We start from the raw sequence: 20364 nt of genomic DNA on the forward strand, positions 1-20364 counted from the left end.
CAGGGGCGACCTTTGCCCACGATAACCACGGAGACACCCATGACCTTTGTTTCTTGCCTGAACGTGCGCGCCAAGCGCAGCACGCTGCGTGGCCTTTGCGCCGCCCTGACTCTGATCGTGACCGGCTCGCTGGCGCCCGCTGCGTACGCGGCGGACGCCTACCCGGTCAAACCGGTACGGTTGATCGTGCCCTTTGCGCCCGGTGGCGCCGTCGACATCGTCGGGCGCCTGATGGCGCAGTCGTTGACCGAAAGCCTGGGCGAGGCTTTCATCGTCGAAAACCGGCCCGGCGCGGGCGGGCTCCTTGCCATGGAAGAGGTGGCCCGCGCCGCCCCCGATGGCTACACCTTGGCTGTCGGGGGAGCGGGGCCGCTGACGGTCAGTCCGTCGCTGTACCGCGAACGCAAATTCGATCCGGTGGCGCGCTTTGACCCGGTCATCTGGTACGCCAGCACGCCCGGACTGCTCGTGACCAATCCGTCGCTCAAGGCCGACTCGGTCAAGGCACTGGTTGCGCTGTCGGCAACGGCGTCGCAGCCCCTTGCGATGGGCTCGGCCGGCAGCGGCAGCATCAACCACCTGATGGGCGAGTACTTCCAGCAAGTGGCCGGCGTGCGCTGGATGCACGTGCCCTATCGGGGCAGCGCCCCCGCACTGACCGATCTGATCGCCGGCAACGTGCAAGTCATGATGGACATCGTTCCCACGGCCGCCCCGCTGGTCAAGTCTGGCAAGCTGCGCGCCCTGGCCGTCACGACGCCCCAACGGTCCGCCACCTTGCCCGACGTCCCGACCCTGGCCGAGCTTGGCTACACGGGCTTCGATGTCAGCTCATGGCTGTCGCTCAACGCGCCCAAGGGGACCCCGCCGGCCATCATCGCCAAGCTCAATCAGGCGCTTAACGATGGACTGAAACAGCCCGATGTCCGCAAACGCATTACCGATATCGGCGCGGAACCCGAAGGCGGTTCACCCGACCGGGTCGCCGCCCGCCTCAGGCTCGACCTGCCACGATGGAGCCAGCTGATCGACAAGGCCAAGATCGCCGTGGAATGAGGGCGCGGCACGTTCGTCTCCACACAGTGCACACAAAGTCTCGACGCTAGGGCAAGGTTGGCGCAACAGAATGCGCCCAGTCGTCACCTCGGGGGCCCGGGGGGACACCCACCTTCCTGAATCGGGGTTGATTCGATGAGCGCAGCGATGCTGGCGGACGAAGCCAAATATTGTTCCTTCGGTGACACGGTCCACTATGTGAATCCACCCAAGATCTTCACCGGCTGCGACGGCAGCTATATGTTCGATGCTGCCGGCACGCCGTACCTGGATCTGCAGATGTGGTATTCGGCCGTGAATTTCGGCTACAAGAATCCGCGGCTGACCGCCGTCATGAAAAAGCAGCTGGACGAGCTGCCCCAGGTCGCCAGCCAGTACCTGCATCCCACCAAGATCGAACTGGCCAAGACCATCGCGCAAGACGCCGAACGCAAGTTCGGCCATGCCGGGCGGGTGCACTTCAATGTGGGCGGGTCGCAGTCGATCGAAGATTCGCTCAAGATCGTGCGCAACGCTTCCAATGGCAAGAGCCTGATGTTCGCGTTTGAAGGCGGCTACCACGGCCGTACCCTGGGCGCATCCAGCATCACATCGAGCTACCGCTATCGCCGCCGCTATGGCCACTTCGGCGACCGCGCGCACTTCATTCCTTTCCCTTACCCGTTCCGCCGCAAGCCCGGCATGACGGCCGAGGAATACGCCGACTTCCTGGTGAAGGATTTTGCCCGCCTGTTCGAGACCGAGTACCACGGCGTGTGGGACCCGAAGGCCGGACAGTGCGAATATGCCGCGTTCTACGCCGAGGCCATCCAGGGCACGGGCGGCTATGTCGTGCCGCCCCGCAACTACTTTCCGGGGCTGAAGAAAGTGCTGGACCAGTACGGCATCCTGCTGGTGATCGACGAAATCCAGATGGGCTTCTACCGCACCGGCAAGTTGTGGGCGATCGAACACTTTGACGTCAAGCCGGATGTGATCGTGTTTGGCAAGGCGCTGACCAATGGCATGAATCCCCTGGGCGGGCTGTGGGCGCGCGAAGCGCTGATCAATCCAACGGTGTTCCCGCCCGGGTCCACCCACTCGACCTTCGCCGCCAATCCGCTCGGGACAGCCGTGGGCCTGGAAACGCTGCGCATGACGTCCGAAGACAACTTCGGCCGCCAGGTCATGGAGCGTGGCGCCTACTTCCTGGAAGGGCTGCGCGATCTGCAGAAACGGCACAAGGAAATCGGCGACGTGGATGGACTGGGTCTGGCGCTGCGCGCCGAGATCTGCCAGGAAGACGGCTTTGCGCCGAACCGTGAACTGCTGGACAAGATGGTCGACATCGGCCTGTCGGGTGACCTCGACTATCAAGGCAAGAAGGTCGGCCTGGTGCTGGACGTAGGGGGTTACTACAAGAACGTGATCACGTTTGCCCCGTCGCTGATGATCTCGTTTGCCGAAATCGACCAGGCGATGGTGCTGCTGGATCAGTTGCTGACACGTGCAAAACGCGCGATGTGACGACACTTGAACCTGCTTCCCTGCTGTCGGCATTCCTGCGGCATCCACCCGAAGGGTTCGAGATCCTGGCGCTGCCGGCGCCGTGCCGCGAGCCGGCCTTCGCGGCGGATTTCGACCTGCTGACCACGGCCGATGCGGCGCTGCTGACCCAGGTCCGGGGCCTGCCTGGCTACCGGTGGTGGGGCCGCTGGCTGCACGTGCGCACGGCGTTCGTCGGCACCACGGTATCCGAATACCTGCCCCTGCCAGCAGCGCCTTGCGTGCTGCCGCAGGTGCGGGTGGCGGCATGGCGTGCGCTGGCGGCGCGCTTCCGGTTGCTGGTCGTCAAGGATCTGCCTCGCCATTCGCCACTGCTGGGCGCGCAAGGCAACCTGGCGGCCGATGCGCTGGCGCAGGCATGCGCCCACGCCGGCTTCGTCCTGCTGGAAGGCCAGCAACTGGCGTACGTGGATATCGACTTCGTGTCGGTCGATGTCTATCTGGCGCGCCTGTCGGCAAGCCGGCGCAAGAACATCCGCCGCAAACTGCGCAGCCGCGCCGACCTGGACATTGTGATGCTGCCTACCGGAGACGCGCAGTTCGATGACGCGGCGACGATCGACGCGTACTACGCGCTGTACCTGAACGTGTATGCGCAAAGCGAGATCCACTTCGATCTGCTGTCGCGCGCGTTTTTTGAGTGTGTGCTTCGGGATGCGGCCAGCGGCGGCATCGTATTCGCCTATCAGCATGCGGGTGAGCTGATCGGCTTCAATCTGTGCTTCGAACAGGGCGGCAAGCTGATCGACAAGTATGTGGGCTTCAAGTATCCGCAGGCGCGAACGCACAACCTGTACGCCGTGAGCTGGATCGTGAATCTGGAGCATGCCGTGGCACGCGGGCTGACTCACTACGTGGCGGGCTGGACGGACCCGCAGGTCAAGGCCGAACTGGGTGCGCGTTTTACGGCGACGCGGCATGCGGTGTATGTCCGCAACCCGCTGCTGCGCGGACTTGCGCGCAGGGTCGCCCATCGATTCGAGGCGGACCGGGCGTGGAAGGACGGCACAAGCGAGGACGGCGCAGCCAAGGACGGCGCAGGCAAGGACGGCGCGGGCAGGGTGCCGCCGCGTGGAGCAGGGGGCCGGCCATGACCCGCAGTCATGTTCCCGTCGCCCTGGACTTCGATGGGTCCATCGGCGTGCTGCCCGGCATGATCCGCATCGCGCTTGGCGACTGGCAAGAGTCGATCCGTTTCGGCTGCCAGGTGAAGGGGATGAACGCCCTGGCCCGGCGGCTCGATGCCGCCTTGCCCGACCATCATGGCACGGTGCTGATGGGCAGCGGTGACTTCCATCATGTCAGCTGGCCGCTGATCGAACGCCAGCGGCGGCGGGGCGGGGCCTTCCGGGTCGTTGTATTTGACAACCATCCGGACAACATGCGCTTTCCGTTTGGCGTGCACTGTGGGTCGTGGGTCAGGCGCGTCGCGTTGATGCCCGAGGTATCCCACGTGCACGTGGTGGGCATCACGTCGGGCGACATCGGCGCGGCCAGCAGCTGGGAAAACACTCTGGCGCCGCTGTGGCGCGGCAAGCTTACCTATTGGAGCGTGGGCGTCGATACGCGTTGGGCGCGGTGGGCCGGCGTGGCGCAGGCCTTCCGGTCGTTCGATCATGCCGACACCCTGATCGATGCCTTCGACACCCTGATGCGCCAGCAGCCAGCGCCCACGTACGTGTCGATCGACAAGGATGTCTTCAGCACGGAAGTCGTGCGGACCAACTGGGACCAGGGCCGGCTGCTGGAGCCGCATGTCGGCCGCGTGATCGACACCTTGGGGCGGCATATCGTGGCCAGCGACATTACCGGCGAAGTGTCGTCGTATGTGTATCGCAGCCGGTGGAAGCGCTGGCTGAGCGCGGCCGACGGGCAGGATATCGTGGTGCCCGCGGCGGATCTGGCGCGGTGGCAGGAACAACAGCATGCCCTGAACGCCAGGCTGGTCGCCCGGATTGCCGCCGTCAGCGGCTGACGGTCCTGGCGGGCCTGGCGCCTGCCGGTTCGGCATGGGCATCCGGCCCGGCTATCCCGGCCGCCACGCCGCCCTGTTGGCTTTCCGCTATCGCCAGGCACACGATGCCTGCCACGATCAGCACCGCGCCCACGCCCTGCAACGCCGAGATGTGTTCGCCAAACAGCCACACCGAACACAGCATCACACTCACGATTTCCAGATGCGTGGCGGCGTAGGCCGGCCCGATGGGCGCATGCCGCAGCAGCGCCATCCAGGTAAAGAACGCGCCGATATAGCCCACGAATGCGCCGTAGATCCAGGGCTCGCCGGCCACGCGCGCCAGCCATGCCGCCGACAGGTCCATGGGCAAGGCATGGTTGGCCGCCAGCTTGAAGCTGACCTGCGCCAATGTGTCGAAACCCATCAACACCAGGAAACCGACCAGATAGAAACGGCGCATCAGCTCCACCCGACGATGGTGACGCCTGCCGTGATCAGCAGGATGCCGGCCACCCGCATGCGGGACAGGTGTTCATTGAACAGATAGCGTCCGGCCAGCATGATCGCCACGATATTGATCGAGCCCAGCAGCACGCCATCCGACAGGGGCACCAGCGACAGAAAGGCCAGCCAGGCCACGAATTCCACGACGTAGCAAGACAGTCCCAGCCAGAGCCAGGGGCGTCGGGCCATGCCGCGCCAGCGCGCCACGCCATCGCCTTCCACCGCATCGGTCGCCGCGTATTTGAAGGCCAGCTGGCCGCCCGTGTCGACCACCACGCACACCATCCACACCAGCAGCGCCACCGGCGGCAACGCGCCCGCCATCGACCCGTCCGTCATGCCGCGGCGCGCAGCGCGGGTTCGCGGGCCGCGACCACACGATCGATGAAGGCGATCGACCGGCGGATGACGGTGCGGCGCTGGCGGTCGATCGTGACCATGTGGTAACTGTCGTCCAGCAGCACCGTCTCGACACTGGCCCGGTGCACGCGCCGAGCGATCAGCGCCGCATTGCGCACGCTGGCCACGTCGTCCTGGGTGGCATGCACGACCAGGCAGGGGGAACGGATGTCGCCCAACTGGCGGCGGACCGCGGCCGACAGCGCATACATTTCGGCCACCGCGTACCAGGGGTTGCCCGGCAGGCCGGCCGCGGCGCTGTCGCCGCCTTGCATCTTGGCAACGATGCGCCGGCGCAGATGTTCGTCCTTGATGCCGTAGGGCGGCCGTTCGATGAAACTGCGGCGCCGTCCGACCCCCAGTGCCTTGAACACCGGCAGCAGGAAACACAGACGCGTGAAGAGCGGCATGCTCCAGCCGTCGTGGCGGAACATCGTGGCGTAGGCGCCGACGCCGTGCACCTGCGCCGGCCGGTCGGCCGCCAGCTTGAGCGCAAGCAGGGCGCCCATCGACAGGCCGATCACAAAGAAGTGATCGACCTCGGCCGCCAGCCGGTCAGCGGCGGCGCACACGCTGGCATACCAATTGCGCCAGCCGGTGGCGATCAGATCGTCTTCGGTGCCGCAATGCCCGGCCAACTGCATGCCGTAGACCGTGTAGCCGGCCTGATGCAGGCCTTTGCCCACCAGCCGCATTTCATTGGGCGTGCCCGTCAATCCATGGATCAGCAGCACGCCCACCCGGCCGCCCTGGAACAGGAATTCGTTGTCGGTCATGCCGAGATCCGCACAGGTTCGATGACGCCGGCCAGCAAGGCCAGCGCCACGCCAAAGTCGGCGATCGGCGCGAAGGGAATCCGTTCGGCCTTGCAATAGTCGATCAGGCGGCTCTTGGCGAGCACGAAGTCGGCCTTGCCCGACACGCAGAAGTCAGATGTGCTGTCGCCCACGAACAGCACGGAGGCCTGGTCGTGATGATGCACGGCCAGGCAAGCGCATTTGCAGGTGCCGCTGGCCCGTGTGCACGAAGCCTTGGCATGGGGGATTCAAGCGCCCATCGCCGCTCGCCCACCTGCACGAGGTGGTTGGCGCTGACCGGGAGATCGCCCAGGCCGTGCCGCTGCAGGATGCGTCGGATCACCCGGTCCATGCCGTCGCTGATGACTTCCACCGGCAGGCCAAGCGACTGCGCCGTGCGCACGAAGTCCACGAAGAACGGATCGATCGTTATGGTTTCCAGGTGCGCGGCAAGGTCTTGCTCGCTCATGTCCAGCAGCGCGATCTGTCCACGCATGCACTCACGCGATCCGATATCGCCGCGCTCCCAGGCCGCTTCCAGGTCCCGCCATCCGGGCTGGCCGAAACGTTCAAGCAGCGAGTCGGTCACGTCCACCGTGCTGATGGTGCCGTCGAAGTCGCACTGCACACGCCAGGAATCATTCATGGAAGTTCACCCTTACGGTTTGGCCGATGCGCAAGGCCGGCGGCTGGTCGAATTCAAGAACGCATTCGACGACACGCACCGCGGCGCGCGGCTGGGTGTCGTCGTAAAGCTGGCTTGCGCCATAGGTTTGTGCAATCCGCGCGAGCCGAGCCGGCAAGGCCTGCTGCCGGCCGTTGGACTCCAGCGTCACATCGGCGCGCATGCCGGGTCTGACGCGCGCGGCATAACTTTCATTGAGCTCCGCGCGCACGATCAGCGGGCGGTCGGGAACGATGACCAGCAGCGGCGACGGCTGACCCACGCGCACCCATGCGCCCGCCTGCGTGTTTACTGCCGCGACACGACCGCTTTGCGGCGCGTGGATCGTGCGCTGCGCAAGGGCATAGGCGGCGTGCGCGCGTTTCTGTTTGTGGATGTCGGCATCGGCGCGCGCCAGCGTCACGGCGGTTTCGATCTGCTGCAGGGCCGTGGCGGCGTCGTCGGCGCGTTGGCGATCGGTGGCGCCCATCGCGGCGGCCGCCGCCAGGCGGCGGGCCAGGTCCCGCGCGGCCGGCACGCGCGCGGCCTCTGCCTGAGCAAGGGCCGTCGCTCGGCGCCACTCGGCGTCTGCCAGCCCCAGATCGAGCTGGGCCGGTTCCGTGGACAGTTGCACCAGTACCTGACCCCGCTTGATGGGATCGCCCGGCTTGACCGCGACCTGGACCACCTGACCCTCGGTCATGGCGGGAATGTCGAGCAGACCGCCGTCGATATCGACCTTGCCGCGGGCAATGGCCACGACCTGCGCGGACGATGCCGCGGCGCTGCTTCCGGAAGGAAGGGCAGCGCCCGAAGGCGCTGTCGCGCCCGGCGGCGTGGCCGCTGATGCCGATGCGCCATCGGAACATCCGGACAGGGCGGCCAGCAACAGCGCCCCGCAGCACACTGCCGCCACAGACCACCGCGGGTTCGAACGTGACATCAGCCGGCCTCCCTGTGCGCCGGCGCGGCTTCCACGCGCGTGTCCCCTTGCCGCCAATCTCCACGGATCATGCCGTCCTCCATCGTCAGTACCCGGTCTGCGTGCCGCACCAGCCGCGGGTCGTGGCTGACGCACAGCACGGTCGTGCCGCGGGTGCGTGCGACACGATGCAGGATGTCGACCACGTTCTGGCCATTGCTGGCGTCGAGCGCGCTGGTGGGTTCATCCGCGAACAGCAATTGCGGCGCCTTGGCCAACGCACGAGCGATGGCGACGCGTTGTTTTTCCCCGCCCGACAGTTGTGCCGGGCGCCAGTCGGCGCGGGGCGTCATGCCGACGTCATCGAGTGCTTCGCGCGCCCGGCGGCGGGCTTCGCGGGCCGGTATGCCCAGATATCCCAGCGGCAGCTCGACCTGCTCGCAGGCGGTCAGGGCCGGGAACAGATTGAAGCCCTGGAACACGAAGCCGGTGTGATGCAGGCGGAAGCGTTCGATGGCCCGCTTGCTCAGGCTGCCCAAGCGCTGTCCCAGCGCCAGGGCTTCGCCATCGTCGGGGGCCTGAAGGCCGCTCAACAAAGACAGCAGGGTGCTTTTGCCGCAGCCCGACGGACCGGAAATCAAGGTCAGCTCGGCCGGAAACACCGTGATCGACAGACGCTGCAGGACCTGGATACGGACCGCGCCCGACAGGAACGATTTGCTCACCCCCACAGCTTCCAGGCTGGGCGCCGAGGCGCGAGTCGATGTCGTCAAGGGAATGTGCATCGAAGGCATGGTCATCACCGCAACAACATCGATGGATCGGCGCGCGACAGACCGCGCACGGCGATCAGGCCCGACACCAGCGCCAAGGCAATGACCAGTGCGGCGCACGCGGCGGCTACCGTGACGTTCAGGGCGACCGGCACGTCGCGACTGGCCGCGACCGAGAGCAGGGCCGCGCTGACCACCCCGCCCACCACCAGGCCCAGGCCGCCTATCCAGCAGGCCTGTTCCACCACCACCCGGCTCAACGCCGCCAGGCTGGCGCCCAGCGCGTTGAGCGTCGCGTACTCGCGGGCCGATGCGACCACCATCGCCATGAGCGACTGGCTGGCAACGACGGCGCCGACGAGACAGACGATGCCCGCCATGAACAGCACGGCGACGCCGGCGCCCGTGTCGAAAATCCAGTAGCGTTGCGACAGCGTTGCGAAGGCGTCGGCGGTCCAGACCTCGAACGGGCCGAACGCCGGGTCGGGCACCAGCCGCTGGCGCACCGCGTCGGCCTTGGCGGGATCGCGTACCCGCGCAACGAAATAGGTTGCGCTGCCGGGCACCGCATCGGCCCCGTCCAGCATGCGGGCCGTGTCGATCGAGGCCAGCACGTTGACGCCGCCCAGCGCGCGCAGTCCCGACACCGTCGCGACCACGTGCACACGCTGCCCGTTGATCGTGGCCGTCGCGCCATCGTCGACACCCAGTGACGCCAGATCGGCGCGGTCCACGACGACGGCGCCCGGATCGGCCAGCCTGCGGCGCGTGGCCGGCTTGATCAGTCGCGCGAACATCATGGCGTCGGGCTGCGTCTCGATGCCGGAGACGAACACGGGTACGCCACCGCCCGCATTGGCCTGGTCCCGCCAGTCGCCTTCGACCCATACATACGGTTCCACCGCCGTCACGTCCGGATCCATGCGCAAGCGCACGTCGACGTCGGGGCTGATCGCACGGCCGAAATTGACGCTTTGGGTGCCCGGAAAGCCGGCCCACAGGTCGGCCGTGGACCCGGTCACATACACCGATGCGCTGCCGAATATGCCCAGCACCAGGGCGGCCTGCACGGTCAGCAACACGCCCGAAAAAGCGATCGCCAGTACGGCCGGCAAAAAGCGGCGCCATTCGTGGATCAGGGTCTTGCGAGCGAGGGCGATCATGAGGCCGCCTCGTCGTGGGGCAACGGCGCGCCGCCAAGCGCTTTGTACAGCGTGACGAAAGCCAGGTTCCGGCGCGCGCGCGCCAGCACCAGGTCCTGATCCGCCGCCAGCGCGCCCTGTTCGTCATCCAGTCCGTCGAACTCGCTGGCCAGGCCCAGCCCGACCAACGACTGGTGCGTGGCCCGCTGCTGCGCGACGGTCCGCAGGGCGGCTTCCAGCTGTGCGACCCGCTCGGTCTGCAACTGCAGGGCGGCCAGGGCGATTTCCACTTCGGCGACCCCGTCGAGCACCGCCTGCCGGTACGACGTCACGGCCGCATCGAGCGCCTCTCGTCTGGCGGCCGCGCCCGCCTGACGGCGGCCCCAGTCGAACAAGGGGATGTCGATGACCGGGCCTACCGCGATGCCGGTATTGAAGCGCGAGCGCGGCGAGCGGGTCAGGTTGTAGGACACGAGATACGACGCGCCAAGGGCCACTCGGGGATACAGCTCGGACCGGGCGATGCCCAGTTCGCCCGCTGCCTGCGCGACGTCGGCTTCGGCCCGGCGGATGTCCGGCCGCACGCGCAGCAGGTCGGCGGGCACCTGCACGATCGACCGGACAGCCAGCACAGGCGGCGGGGCGGGCGACATCCATGCCGGGTCCGGCTGGGTCTTCCCGAGCAGGGCGGCCAGGCTGTGCGCGGCCGCGGCCTGCGCCGACAAGGGGTCGGCCAGCGCCGCCCGGGTCCGCGCCTGCCGCAGCTGCACGGTCTCGCGTTCGCTGGCGCTGGCAAGACGATGTGCGATACGCGCATCGATCAGCGCCAGACTGCGTTCATCCAGCCGCAGTTGCGCCTGGGCTTGCGCCAGCTGCGCCTGCGCGGTCCGCAGATCCAGGTAGTGGCGTACGACTTCGGCCACGACGTTGACCCGCGCGGCCTGTTCCTCGGCCAGCGCCAGGTCGATGCCGCCACGGTAACGCTGGGTTGCCCCGGCTCGCGCGCCGAACAGGCCAAGGTCCCAGATGGCGTCCAGGCTGCCTTGCAGATAGGTGTCCTGAGCCGAGGGCGGCTGGACGCTGCGCGTGCCCGCGGACAGGCTGGGCAGGAAGGACGCCGTGACGCCCTGCGCCAGCTGGCGCGCCTGCCGCACCCGGCTGCCGGCTTCGGCCAGCGTCAGGTTCTGGGCCAGCGCCTGGTCCACCAGCGCATCGAGCGACGGGTCGTTGAACGCGGTCCACCAGGTCCGAAGGTCGGGGCCCGCCGGCAAGGCCAGCGCCGGGTCGGCCTCGGTCCAGGCCGCCGGCACGCTCCGGTCCAGCGGCGGCATTGGCACGGCCATGCATCCCGCCAGGGTGGCAGCGGCGGCGCATGCCGCAAGGCAGGACATCAGAGGATGGCAAGAAGACACCACGGGCAGATCCGGATCCAGGGTCGCCCCAGGGGCGAAAACCGCCGCGTCCCGGCTGAGACGGACGGCGAGTGGCCGGATTGTCGTGGGCTTGTCTTGACCGACCGTGCAGGTTTTGTGGAGACTGTGTGGAGATGCCTCAGCCTCAGAAATGTTGCCGCCGCCGCGATAACAAAGCGGATAATCGCCGGAAAAGAAGGCTCGACAATGACCCATCCCGACGCTTCCCATCTGAACCGGCTGGTCCTCGTCGTCGAAGACGAGGGTAGCCTTGCCGACATCCTGGTCGCCTATCTGCAGCGCGACGGCCTGCGCACGCAGCACGCCGACAATGGCCTGACCGCCCTGCAGAATTTCCGGCAGAACCGTCCCGACATCGTGCTGCTGGACATCCGGCTGCCCGGCATCGATGGCGTCGACGTGCTCAAGACCATCCGCGCCGAAAGCGACACGCCCGTCATCATGGTCACCGCCATGGCCGACGACGTGGACAAGCTGGTCAGCCTGCGCATGGGCGCCGACGACTACGTGGTCAAGCCTTTCAACCCGGCAGAGGTGGTGGCGCGGGTACGCGCGGTCTTGCGGCGCACGGCCGCGGCGGGCCAGCAGCGGCCCTCCATCCTGCGGGTGGGGCGCCTGCAGATCGATCGTTCGGCGCACGCGGCCTCGGTGCGGGACGACGACGGCACGACCCGCCCCTTGCCCCTGACCCTGACCGAATACAAGCTGCTCGAAACCCTGGCGAACCAGCCGCGCCGCTGCTTCACCCGGTCTGATCTGGTGGAAGCCTGCCTGCCGGAAAGCGATGCGCTGGACCGCGTGATTGACTCGCACCTGAGCAAGCTGCGCCGCAAGCTGGAAGTCGGCGGATGCGGCGACATGATCAACACCGTGCGCGGCATCGGATACCGGCTGTGGCCCGAATCCTAGATCGCATCTGGATCCGGTTCGGCCTGTACATGGCCGGCACCATCGTCGTCACGTTCGGCCTGGTGATGGGCAGCCTGCTGATCTATTCCGAACTCCAGGAAGGCTGGCTGCATCGCAGCCTGCCGCTCACCGCCTCTGCCGAACTGGCCCGGATCGAAGAGCTCGACGACCGCAACTCGGCCCGCTTCGACGAGATCCTTCGGGAACATGGCCGCAACTCCATCTGGCTGGACGAAACCTGGCTGTTGTTCATGGCCTTGCTGCTGTGCCTGCCGGCCGGTCTTGCCGCGGGGTTCTGGCTGTCGCGGGTCGTCACGCAGCCGCTCAATTCCATCGCGCAGGCCGCCAACCGCGTGGCCCTGGGCGATCTTGGCGTACGGGCCCAGCCCGTCAAGCAGCGCGGCGAACTGGCCGAGCTGGTGCGCGACTTCAATCTGATGACGGACTCGCTGGAAAACCTGGAGCGCGAGCGCCGCGCCACCGCCGCCGCCATCTCGCATGAACTGCGCACGCCGCTGGCCGTCCTGCGCGCCCGCCTGTACGCCATCTACGACAACGTCATTCCAGGCACGCCGCAGGAACTGCGGCGGCTGCTGGATCAGGTGGAGCACCTGGGCAGGCTGGTCGACGACGTGCATACGCTGTCGCTGGCCGATGCCGGCCGCTTGTCCTTGCATCGCAGCGAGATCGACCTGAGCGGCGCCTGCGCGCAGCTGCTGTCGACCTATGCCGGCCGTATCGCCGATCACAAGGTGCATGCGGAATTCCGGACGGATATCGTGCCGGTGCGCGCGAACGCCGATCCGGACCGGGTCAACCAGATCCTGTCCAACCTGATCGAAAACGCATTGCGGTACGCGGCCAGCGGCGAATGGCTGGAAATCGCCGTGCACCGGCAGGACGACAAGGCCGTGCTGACCGTGACCGATCGCGGCCCCGGCCTGCCCGACGACGTGGTGGCGCACCTGTTCGAGCGCTTCCACCGGACGGATCTGTCCCGGTCGCGTCACACCGGCGGTTCGGGATTGGGCCTGGCGATCGTCCAGACCCTGGTGACGCAGCAGGGGGGCGAGGTCACGGCGGAACGCCCGCCCGAGGGCGGCACCCGCTTCCGGGTGGCCTTGCCGGCGGTATAAGGGCAGCTGGATTCAACGCGCGGCCGGCGTTGTCAGATCTTCCCCTTCCACGATAAGCTGACCCGTGCTTCAAACCCTTGAGGCAAAACGAATGCTTTCGTCTATCGGGGAAACTATGAACTACGCCGTGGTGTTCCGCCGTGTCGCGACCCTTGCGACCACCGGCCTGCTGTTGGCCCAGCCTGCTTTTGCCGATGAACGCAAAGACGAGGCATTCAGGATCATCGATCGCAACGCCGATACCGTCGCCCAGATCGGCGATGCCATCTACTCCTATGCCGAACTTGGCATGCAGGAAGTCAAGAGCACCCAACTGCTCAAAGACACGCTGGAAGCGGCGGGCTTTTCGGTCGAGATGGGCGGCGCAGGCATGCCCACCAACCTGTGGGCCAAGTGGGGCAGCGGCAAGCCGGTGATCGCGATCAGCACCGAAATCGATGCCTTGCCGGAAGGGTCGCAAACGCCAGGGTCCATCCCGCGCAAGCCTGTCGTCCCCGGCGCTCCGGGTCATATGGAGGGTCATAACACGCACGGCGGCGTGGCCACTGCGGCAGCCTTTGCGGTAAAGAAGATCATGGAACGCGACAAGCTTCCAGGCACGCTCATCATTTCCTTCGGACCGGCCGAAGAGCAACTGATCAGCCGTCCGTTCCTCGTCCGCGCAGGCTACTTCAAGGACGTCGACGCCGCCTTCATCCTGCACATTGGCGACAATCTTTCGACGGGATATGGCCTGCAGAACTATGCCGCCATCAGCGCCAAGTTCACCTTCCACGGCAAGACGGCTCATGGCGCGAACAATCCGTGGGATGGCCGCGATGCGGTCGATGCCGTCGAACTGATGGACATCGGCTTCGACAAGCTGCGCGAACACATGCGGCCCACCTATCGCGCGCACCGCACCATCACCATGGGCGGCATCCAGCCCAACATCATTGCCGATGTCGGACAGATCTGGTGGTACGTGCGCGACGCCAACGCCCCGGCCGCCAAGGAGAACTTCGACAGGCTGGTCAACGTCGGCAAAGGCGCCGCGATGATGACCGGCACGACGATGGACCCGCCCGAATTCGTCGCATCGGCATGGCCCCAGCTTGGCAACAAGGTGCTGAGCGAACAGATACGCAAGAACATGGAGATGGTCGGTCTGCCGACCTGGACGGCCGAAGAAGTCGCGTTCGCCAAGGAACTCCAGAAGGCCAACAACAAGCCCGAGGTTGGCCTGGCAACCGCCTTGCCTACGGTCGCGGCGCGGCCGCAAGGCACGGCCTCCAACGACAACGGCGACGTGACGTGGGTGGTCCCGACGGGGATGATGAACTTCCCGGCCAGCGTGCCGGGCATCGGCTACCACGCCTGGCCTGCGGCCATCACGCCGACCAGCACGATGGCCCACAAAGGCATGGTGACCGGCGCCAAGGTGCTCGCTGCGTCCTTGCTGGACGCCATGACCTCGCCCGCGCTGCTGCAGAACGCGCGCAAGGAGTTCGCGGACGCGACCAAGGACTCGCCGTACTTTTCGCTGCTGCCCGCCGACGCGAAGCCGCCCGTGGACATGAACCGGGCCACGATGGACCAGTTCGGGCCTGCGCTGAGCAAGACCTATCTGAGCGTGTCGCCGCGGTTCAGGTAAGGCTTCCCTGGTGTTGGCACGCCCCCGGGCACGACACTTGCGCTTCCTCTCGTGATTTACCGAAGCAACTGGTTGACGATCCATGATCTTTCAACGCGCCGTCTCATTCGTGCTCGTACCTGCCGGAGTCGTCGTGGCCGCCTTTGCGCTGGCCCACTGGGATGCCGGCCGGACCCGCGACATCGCGAATGACAATGACGCACGGCGGTCGGGCGGCCCATCCGTGGTGACCCAACGGCCACCAGCGGTCATGGGTCGCGATGCGGATCACCGCGACCGGTCGCACAGCCAGTTGTCCCGGAATCGGGATCGGTCGGACCCGCCGAAGGTGGAGGACTGACCGCATCTCCTTTTACAAAACCACGAACAACCACGGGAGCTATCTACCATGCTGACCAAGAAAGATGTCGATGCCATCGACGATATCCAGGCAGGCCGTAAAGAGGTTGATGAAACCCATCTGGCCGACGCCGCAGAACCGACGCCGGAAGAGCGACGGGCTGCGCAGGACGTGGCTGCCGCCGATGACGGCAAGATGCACCTGGCGAGGGACTTCGGGGAAGCGATCGTGGATGCGGTCTTGCCGGGGGCAGGCAGTCACACCGGGGATCCTACGCGGCCGATGACGCCCGTGGCGCCGACCGTCGTGACACCCATTACCAGCGACACCGACAAGAAGTAAGGGCAGGGGCCGGCCGCAAGGCAGGCAAATTCACGTGTGATGTCTGACGGGTCGGCGTCAAGCCGGGCCGTCGCGGGGGAAATTATGGTGTTACGTCAGATTGGCCGCTTCAAGGCTATCGCCCAGTTCGTCGGAGGGCGTGTCGGTCCTTACGGCGAATTGCTCAAACTGGAACTGGCCTTGTATCGCCAGTCGTTGATCGCCACCATTCTCGGCTATGTCGGTCTGGTGCTGTGTGCGCTGTTTGCCGCCACGTTCATTTCGGTCGCCATCCTGGTCACCTATTGGGACAGCACGTCCCGCACGGCAGTGGCCTGGTACCTGGCCGGTGGCTGGGTGTTGCTGGGGCTGGTGTCCTATCTGGTGGGCCGCATGACCTCGCCCAAGGGTGAGCCTTTCAACGAACTGCTCGAGCAGGTCCGCCTCGACGTAGATGCAATCCGGAGTTCCGATGAGCAAAATCAAAACCGAATCACGAAAAAATGAGCTCCTGCGGGAGATGAACGTCGAACGCACCCGCTTTGTTCGTGCGGGCGTGGTGAGGACGGAACACAGCCAGCGGGCGCGTGGCGTCAGCTCGGCCGAAGGGGCGCTCTTGAACGCCTTGTTTTCGGTGGCGACGGGCGGCCGTTTCCCGGCTTTCCTGCGCAAGCCGCTGCAAGGCTTTGCGCTGGCCTGGCTGAAGGGCCGCTTCGACAAGATCGTGGCGGGCAGTCTGCATCCGGCGCCTCCCCGGCCCAAGGCGGCGTTGTTTGGGGAAGCCCTGCCGCCGACGGACGCGACGGGTGCGCCCGTGCCGACGCAGGTCCAGTCGGTCAATGAACTGCGCAAGGCCAGCAATGCGCTGAATCTTGCCATTCAGGAAGGCACGACCGAGGACATCCAGCGGTGCTCGGACGCTCTGAAGACGCAGATCGCCATGACACGCATCGCACTCGACAACGCGAATGCCGGCATGACGACGACGCCCGACCGGGCGGTGAACTGGATGCTGCGAACCGCCAATCAGCAGCCCTGGATGGCGATCGGCGTGGCGGTGGCGGCCGGGTTTGGCGCGGCCACCATCTGGTCGCAACTGAGCCGTTGGCAAAACGCGCAGCATTCGCGCAAGGAAGAAGTGGCCCTGCTGGAACTGGAACGCGCGCACAACAAGGTGCTCGAACATCAGCGCCGTTATGGTTCCAAGCTGCGCCGGGCGCGCCGGGAACGCGAGATCTACTGAAGCAGGCTGGTATTCCGCGGTGCCATAGCGCCACCATCAGGCGCCTGTACCGGCCCCGATCATGCCCCTCGTGGTGCGGTGATCGGGGCCGTTGCGCTATGATCGTCGGCTGCCAGTGCGATCTGGCGCCTGAATGTCGATCACCGTCCCATGCCGCACTCGTTTGCTTCCGGTCCGTCCGGCGCGTCTCCCACCACCTCCCTCGTCCTGTGTGCCTCGCTGGTGCTGCTGCTGGCGATGGGCGTACGTGCGACCTTCGGGCTGTTCATGCAGCCCATGGGGCTGGCCCATGGCTGGGGACGGGACGTGTTCTCGCTGGCCTTTGCGATCCAGAATCTGATGTGGGGCGCGGCGGCGATCGGGGTGGGCATGGCGGCGGACAAGTACGGCGCCGGGCGCACGATCGCGCTGTCGGCGGCGCTGTACTTCCTGGGTCTGCTCGGCACCCGGTATGCCGGCAGCGAGCTGGCCTTGTACGCCAGTGCCGGGGTGCTGATGGGACTGGGGCAGGCAGGCACCACCTTTGCCGTGTTGTTGCCGGTAGTGGGGCGCGCCGTGCCGGCGTCCCGGCGCAGCGCCGCGCTGGGGCTGGTCAGTGCGGGCGGGTCGATGGGGCAGTTCGTGCTGGTGCCGGCGGGTCAATGGCTGATCGATACCCTGGACTGGACCGGCGCGTTGTGGGTCATGGCCGCGTTGATGCTGCTTGCGATCCCGCTGGCGACCCGGCTGACCGGACGCCCCGAGGCCAGCGCGTCCGGCCTGTCCTTGGGCGGGGCCATCCGGCAGGCCATCCGCCACCCGTCGTTCCATCTGCTGTTCTGGAGCTACGCGGTATGCGGGTTCCATACGGCTTTCCTGACGCTGCATCTGCCTGCCTATGCGGTGGACAGTGGCCTGAAGGCCTCCGATGGCGCGATGGCCCTGGCGCTGATCGGCCTGTTCAATATCGTGGGATCCTACGCCGCGGGCCGCCTGGGCGGACATTTCAGCAAGAAAACGCTGCTGGCCGGCATGTATGGCGTCCGGGCCGCAGCGATTGCCCTGCTCCTGATTTTTCCGCTTACACCCTGGCTGCTGGGGGTATTTTCGTCGGTGATCGGGCTGGTCTGGCTCGGAACGGTGCCCTTGACGGTCGGGCTGGTCGGCCACATCTATGGCATGCGCTACGCAGCAACGTTGAGCGGCATCGTGTTCCTGGGCCACCAGATCGGCAGTTTCGTCGGGGTGTGGCTGGGCGGAAAACTGTATGTCGCCACCGGCAGTTATGATGTCGTCTGGTGGATGGCGCTCGGGCTGGGTGTCATGGCTGCCGCGCTGTCCCTGCCCATCCGCGAACGCCCTCTGGCGGCTGCATGAGCACGGGGCGCGTCCTGGCCTGGGTGCTGCTGGCGGCCGTGCTGGCCCTGGCGTTCGCGGGCTACCAGCGCGCCGGACTCGTCATGAATTGGGACACCCTGATGGCCCTGTGTGGGGTCCGGTAGTCCCCTGACGGGCTGGCCGCGCCAAGACCGATTTGTCAAGCCGAATGTGCGCCTTTTGGGCTGCCTAAAAACTGGGCGTCCCAGCAAGAGCCGCGTAAACAGGCGCTTCATCCTTAAAATAAACCGCATTTTCCACAGTAGCTGGGGATAACTTGGCGACTCGCTATAACGAAGCTTCCATCCGGGTGCTGAAGGGTCTTGAACCCGTCAAGCAGCGTCCGGGGATGTACACCCGAACTGAAAATCCCCTGCACATCGTGCAGGAGGTGATCGACAACTCCGCCGACGAAGCCCTGGGGGGCAACGGCAAACATATCCAGGTCACGCTCCATGTCGATGGCAGCGTGACCGTCGAAGACGACGGCCGCGGCATTCCGGTCGGCATGCACCCGGACGAGGGTGCGCCGGTGGTCGAGATTGTGTTCACGCGCCTGCACGCCGGCGGCAAGTTCGACAAGGCCGCGGGCGGCGCATATGCGTTCTCGGGCGGCCTGCACGGCGTCGGCGTGTCCGTCACCAACGCGTTGTCCACCCGGCTCGAAGTGCTGGTGTGGCGCGATGGTGGCGCCCATCAACTGGTCTTCAGCGGCGGCGACGTGGTCGAACCGCTGGCCAGGATTTCCGATACCCGCAAAAAGACCGGTACGCGCGTGCGCTGCTGGCCCGATCCCAAGTATTTCGACAGCGCGGCCATTCCGATGGGCGAACTGTCGCGCCTGCTGCGCAGCAAGGCGGTGCTGCTGCCCGGCGTCAAGGTCACGCTCAAGGTGGAAAAGACCGGCGAAACGCAGACCTGGCTGTACGAGCAGGGCCTGCGCGGCTACCTGACCGAGACGCTGGGCGGCGCCGAATTGCTGATCCCGCTGTTCGAAGGTCAGCAATATGCCAACCGCGATCATGAAACCTTTGCCGAAGGCGAGGGCGCCCAGTGGGTGGTGGCCTGGTCGGAAGACGGCAACGTGGTGCGCGAATCGTATGTGAACCTGATCCCGACGTCGGCAGGCGGCACGCATGAAGCCGGCTTGCGCGAAGGCCTGTTCACCGCGGTCAAGAGCTTTGTCGAACTGCACAACCTGAGCCCCAAGGGCGTCAAGCTGCTGCCCGAAGACGTCTTTGCGCGCGCCAGTTTCGTGCTGTCGGCCAAAGTGCTCGACCCGCAGTTCCAGGGTCAGATCAAGGAACGGCTGAACAGCCGGGATGCGGTCCGGCTGGTGGCGGGCTTTTGCCGTCCGGCCCTCGAGCTGTGGCTGAACTCGCACGTCGACTACGGCAAGAAGCTGGCCGAACTGGTCATCCGGCAGGCGCAGACACGCGTCAAGTCAGCGCAGAAGGTCGAAAAGCGCAAAAGCTCTGGCGTGGCCGTGTTGCCGGGCAAATTGACGGATTGTGAAAGCAGCGACGTCAGCCGCACCGAAGTCTTCCTGGTCGAGGGCGACTCGGCGGGCGGGTCGGCCAAGATGGGCCGCGACAAGGAATTCCAGGCGATCCTGCCCTTGCGCGGCAAGGTACTGAACGCATGGGAAGTGGACCGCGATCGCCTGTTCGCCAACAACGAGATCCACGATATCGCGGTGGCGATCGGCGTGGATCCGCATGGCGTGAACGACAACCCCGACATGTCCGGCCTGCGGTATGGCCGCATCTGCATTCTGTCCGATGCGGATGTGGATGGCTCGCACATCCAGGTGCTGCTGCTGACGCTGTTCTTCCGTCATTTCCCGAAACTGGTCGAACGCGGCAACGTGTACATCGCGCGGCCGCCGCTGTTCCGCGTGGACGTGCCTGCCGCCGGCAAACGCCCGGCGCGCAAGATCTATTGCCTGGACGCCGGCGAACTGACGGCGACCGAAGACAAGCTGCGCAAGGAAGGCGTTCGTGAAAACGCGTGGAGCATCAGCCGCTTCAAGGGCCTGGGCGAAATGAATCCCGAGCAGCTGTGGGAGACCACCATGAACCCCGACACGCGGCGCCTGCTGCCGGTCAGTGTCGGATCGGCGGGCCTGGTGGCGACGATCCAGATGTTCGATATGTTGATGGGCAAGACCGAAGCCGCGCAGCGCCGTTCCTGGCTGGAAGAAAAAGGCGATCTGGCCGAGGTGGATATTTAAG

At 66.2% G+C, this 20364-nt stretch carries 21 protein-coding genes and 1 pseudogene; 14 read left to right on the plus strand and 8 right to left on the minus strand.

The window, feature by feature from the left end:
- The first annotated feature begins 39 nt into the window (after positions 1–39).
- From ACNANG_RS19585 to ACNANG_RS19600, 4 genes are all read left to right on the plus strand, one after another.
- A complete protein-coding gene (locus ACNANG_RS19585) occupies positions 40–1056 on the plus strand; it encodes a Bug family tripartite tricarboxylate transporter substrate binding protein (RefSeq protein ID WP_420224410.1) in 1017 nt (338 codons plus the stop codon).
- A 135-nt stretch (positions 1057–1191) separates the two neighbouring features.
- Positions 1192–2562: an aspartate aminotransferase family protein gene (locus ACNANG_RS19590; RefSeq protein ID WP_420224411.1), complete on the plus strand. Its 1371-nt coding sequence runs from the start codon at positions 1192–1194 to the stop codon at positions 2560–2562.
- Positions 2559–3695 (plus strand): GNAT family N-acetyltransferase, encoded by a 1137-nt coding sequence (locus tag ACNANG_RS19595; protein ID WP_420224412.1) that lies wholly within the window; start codon positions 2559–2561, stop codon positions 3693–3695. The genes ACNANG_RS19590 and ACNANG_RS19595 overlap by 4 nt, the downstream gene beginning before the upstream one ends.
- Complete coding sequence (locus ACNANG_RS19600) at positions 3692–4576, plus strand: arginase family protein (protein ID WP_420224413.1); 885 nt, start codon at positions 3692–3694, stop codon at positions 4574–4576. Before ACNANG_RS19595 ends, ACNANG_RS19600 begins: the two co-directional genes overlap by 4 nt.
- On the opposite strand, the gene ACNANG_RS19605 is transcribed toward ACNANG_RS19600, so the two are convergent.
- The 8 genes and pseudogenes from ACNANG_RS19605 to ACNANG_RS19640 all read right to left on the minus strand — a co-directional run bounded on the left by ACNANG_RS19605 (position 4566) and on the right by ACNANG_RS19640 (position 11102).
- Entirely contained in the window at positions 4566–5018 is a 453-nt protein-coding gene (locus ACNANG_RS19605) for a DMT family transporter (RefSeq protein ID WP_420224414.1), read from the minus strand. The genes ACNANG_RS19600 and ACNANG_RS19605 overlap by 11 nt on opposite strands.
- Positions 5018–5386 carry an EamA family transporter gene (locus ACNANG_RS19610; protein ID WP_420224415.1) on the minus strand — a complete coding sequence of 123 codons (369 nt, stop codon included), beginning with the start codon at positions 5384–5386 and terminating at the stop codon, positions 5018–5020. Before ACNANG_RS19610 ends, ACNANG_RS19605 begins: the two co-directional genes overlap by 1 nt.
- A gap of 11 nt (positions 5387–5397) precedes the next feature.
- Positions 5398–6237, minus strand: a complete 840-nt coding sequence (locus ACNANG_RS19615) for an alpha/beta hydrolase (protein ID WP_420224416.1) — start codon at positions 6235–6237, stop codon at positions 5398–5400.
- Positions 6234–6904, minus strand: a pseudogene (locus tag ACNANG_RS19620) (MtnX-like HAD-IB family phosphatase). Before ACNANG_RS19620 ends, ACNANG_RS19615 begins: the two are co-directional and overlap by 4 nt.
- Positions 6897–7865, minus strand: coding sequence for an HlyD family efflux transporter periplasmic adaptor subunit (locus tag ACNANG_RS19625; protein ID WP_420224417.1), 969 nt, complete (start codon positions 7863–7865; stop codon positions 6897–6899). The pseudogene ACNANG_RS19620 and the gene ACNANG_RS19625 overlap by 8 nt, the downstream one beginning before the upstream one ends.
- Entirely contained in the window at positions 7865–8638 is a 774-nt protein-coding gene (locus ACNANG_RS19630) for an ABC transporter ATP-binding protein (RefSeq protein WP_420224418.1), read from the minus strand. The genes ACNANG_RS19625 and ACNANG_RS19630 overlap by 1 nt, the downstream gene beginning before the upstream one ends.
- A gap of 5 nt (positions 8639–8643) precedes the next feature.
- Positions 8644–9780 (minus strand): FtsX-like permease family protein, encoded by a 1137-nt coding sequence (locus ACNANG_RS19635; protein WP_420224419.1) that lies wholly within the window; start codon positions 9778–9780, stop codon positions 8644–8646.
- Positions 9777–11102 (minus strand): efflux transporter outer membrane subunit, encoded by a 1326-nt coding sequence (locus ACNANG_RS19640; RefSeq protein ID WP_420224420.1) that lies wholly within the window; start codon positions 11100–11102, stop codon positions 9777–9779. The genes ACNANG_RS19635 and ACNANG_RS19640 overlap by 4 nt, the downstream gene beginning before the upstream one ends.
- A 276-nt stretch (positions 11103–11378) precedes the next feature.
- Between ACNANG_RS19640 and ACNANG_RS19645 the strand changes: the two genes are divergently transcribed.
- The 10 genes from ACNANG_RS19645 (at position 11379) to ACNANG_RS19690 (ending at position 20363) form a co-directional block, all read left to right on the plus strand.
- Positions 11379–12101, plus strand: a complete 723-nt coding sequence (locus ACNANG_RS19645; protein WP_420224421.1) for a response regulator — start codon at positions 11379–11381, stop codon at positions 12099–12101.
- Positions 12086–13237, plus strand: a complete 1152-nt coding sequence (locus ACNANG_RS19650; RefSeq protein ID WP_420224422.1) for a sensor histidine kinase — start codon at positions 12086–12088, stop codon at positions 13235–13237. Before ACNANG_RS19645 ends, ACNANG_RS19650 begins: the two co-directional genes overlap by 16 nt.
- Before the next feature lie 91 nt (positions 13238–13328).
- Positions 13329–14870: an amidohydrolase gene (locus tag ACNANG_RS19655; protein WP_420224423.1), complete on the plus strand. Its 1542-nt coding sequence runs from the start codon at positions 13329–13331 to the stop codon at positions 14868–14870.
- An 82-nt stretch (positions 14871–14952) separates the two neighbouring features.
- A complete protein-coding gene (locus ACNANG_RS19660) occupies positions 14953–15210 on the plus strand; it encodes a hypothetical protein (RefSeq protein ID WP_420224424.1) in 258 nt (85 codons plus the stop codon).
- Positions 15211–15258: 48 nt separating this feature from the next.
- Positions 15259–15552, plus strand: coding sequence for a hypothetical protein (locus tag ACNANG_RS19665; RefSeq protein ID WP_420224425.1), 294 nt, complete (start codon positions 15259–15261; stop codon positions 15550–15552).
- 39 nt (positions 15553–15591) lie between these two features.
- On the plus strand, positions 15592–16038 hold the full coding sequence (locus tag ACNANG_RS19670) for a phage holin family protein (protein ID WP_420224426.1): 447 nt from the start codon (positions 15592–15594) through the stop codon (positions 16036–16038).
- A 13-nt stretch (positions 16039–16051) separates the two neighbouring features.
- Positions 16052–16774, plus strand: coding sequence for a hypothetical protein (locus ACNANG_RS19675; protein WP_420224427.1), 723 nt, complete (start codon positions 16052–16054; stop codon positions 16772–16774).
- Between the two features lie 237 nt (positions 16775–17011).
- Entirely contained in the window at positions 17012–18130 is a 1119-nt protein-coding gene (locus tag ACNANG_RS19680) for an MFS transporter (protein WP_420227592.1), read from the plus strand.
- On the plus strand, positions 18127–18255 hold the full coding sequence (locus tag ACNANG_RS19685) for a hypothetical protein (protein ID WP_420224428.1): 129 nt from the start codon (positions 18127–18129) through the stop codon (positions 18253–18255). The genes ACNANG_RS19680 and ACNANG_RS19685 overlap by 4 nt, the downstream gene beginning before the upstream one ends.
- Positions 18256–18407: 152 nt before the next feature.
- Complete coding sequence (locus ACNANG_RS19690) at positions 18408–20363, plus strand: DNA topoisomerase IV subunit B (RefSeq protein ID WP_420224429.1); 1956 nt, start codon at positions 18408–18410, stop codon at positions 20361–20363.
- Position 20364 lies beyond the last annotated feature (1 nt).

It is taken from the genome of Pigmentiphaga litoralis (assembly GCF_048632615.1).
Lineage (GTDB): Bacteria > Pseudomonadota > Gammaproteobacteria > Burkholderiales > Burkholderiaceae_B > Pigmentiphaga > Pigmentiphaga litoralis_B.